Annotated in this window: 1 protein-coding gene; it reads left to right on the top strand. The window is 55.2% G+C overall.

All coding sequences use genetic code 11. From position 1 onward, the window contains the following. Positions 1 to 125: 125 nt before the first annotated feature. Positions 126 to 563: a hypothetical protein gene (locus CA13_RS04290; protein ID WP_419193741.1), complete on the top strand. Its 438-nt coding sequence runs from the start codon at positions 126 to 128 to the stop codon at positions 561 to 563. Positions 564 to 1,664 lie beyond the last annotated feature (1,101 nt).

Below are 1,664 nucleotides of genomic sequence, written 5' to 3'. Positions count from 1 at the left end.
CGTTGCACACGGAGCCGCGGGCCGCGCGGATTCTGAAATCAATGTCGTTTGCCGCGGCCCGGTGAACGGTGACGTTATCCAGTTCAAATCCCACACTACTTCGCAATCTAGCCAGCCATAGCCAAATGAACGACACTGACCCCGTGCAGCAATCGCTTCTCAGTTGGGCAATATCTTCACTCGGACCGATCTATATTATCTTGCTTCCGCTTTCGGCGCTGCTTGGATTCTTGTGCGTGCTTATTTTGCTCTTTCGCGGACGTGGGCCAATGGCCGCCGCTTCGATACTGCTTTTCGTGCACGCTCCGCTGGTGATTGGCATATTCGCTGCGGTTCAAGGGATGATAAACGTCTACTCCGTCATCGGCATGAGTTGGACGACCCCAAAACCCGCTGATCTCGCGGTTGGGTATTCGACTGCACTATTTGCTCCCGCTGTTTCCATGCTTCTGATCGTTCCATCATACCTTGCCGCCGCCGTTGGGACGTTTGTGCGTGCGGTTCTTTCCCGCGATGACGCAAACTCCACCTCTGATTCCATACGAACCAAAACCGAGGGATAACCATCGGTTGCAACGGAGCGGCGGTGGTTGAATTTTCCGTTTGCTTGCATGTGCACACCCGCCGCCCGCTGAACCGTACCCGTTATCCGATCAACGACGATCGGTATGCTGGTGTTGGGCCTTGGCGTCACAACACTGGCTTGCGGCTGATGCCGGTGAACGATACACCCGACGAACCATTCCCTCGGACAACTTTTCTGGTTCGACCTTCCAATCTCCTGATGGCTTGCGCGAGCCTCCTCGCACCGACCATCGGCGTGCTCGGGCGACATTCGTTGCTCGACGACGGAACGTCCTGATGGCTTGCGCGAGCAATCTCCTGTTACCATCGGCTTGCTCGGTCTTGCTTTGGAACGTCTACTGGCATTCCACCTTCCACCTATATTCACCACGGATAACCATCCGTTGCACACGGAGCCGCGGGCCGCGCGGATTCTGAAATCAATGTCGTTTGCCGCGGCCCGGTGAACGGTGACGTTCGCCGTATCAGGTAGGTATCGAATTGTCTAACCCGTATTCACCCCCTGCACCGCTTGACAATTCTCCGGCGGAATCTCGTCCGGAATTAGCGTTGGCATCACACATGCTGCGTTTCGTTTGCTTTGGCTTAGGTTGTATCCTGGGCGTTCATTTGATTAATGCGTTCACATACGGTCCAATTGAAGCGATCCACCGGACTGTAATAGATCCCGCTGGTCAAACCCTCTTTTTCGCTGTAGGCATCACTGCATGCTTTGCTTCAACGACCGCATGGGCGCTACTTCGCAGGAGGGCCTTTCCAGCCCACGGTACGACACCATTGACCCGTTTCGCATCTGGACTAGTGCTTGTGATTTTGTACGTGGCCTCAATGACTTTGCTATCGCTTGCAATTCAGCAAGCGGTGCCATCGATCAGTCTCTCGGTTCGCAAAACACTGAAGCCTTTGTGGGTGTCTTTTTCGTTGCTCGCAGCGTCCGCTGCCGCGATCGAATTGGAAGGATTTTTGGTTCAGTTCCTACGCCGAAGTCAAGTAGCGGACGGCGAACCAAGTGGTGCACCGGAGCGACCGCGCCGTCTGTCCTGAGATCATGTTTTCTGGTGGTCGCCCGGTGACCACTG

Origin of the sequence: Novipirellula herctigrandis (assembly GCA_007859835.1) — a bacterium.
Lineage (GTDB): Bacteria > Planctomycetota > Planctomycetia > Pirellulales > Pirellulaceae > Novipirellula_A > Novipirellula_A herctigrandis.
This window is presented reverse-complemented; position numbering and strand designations above follow the sequence as displayed.

What these genes read in the sequence shown, in the direction of transcription:
- CA13_RS04290 (WP_419193741.1), top strand. Translation starts at nt 126, where the DNA reads ATGAACGACACTGACCCCGTGCAGCAATCGCTTCTCAGTTGGGCAATA.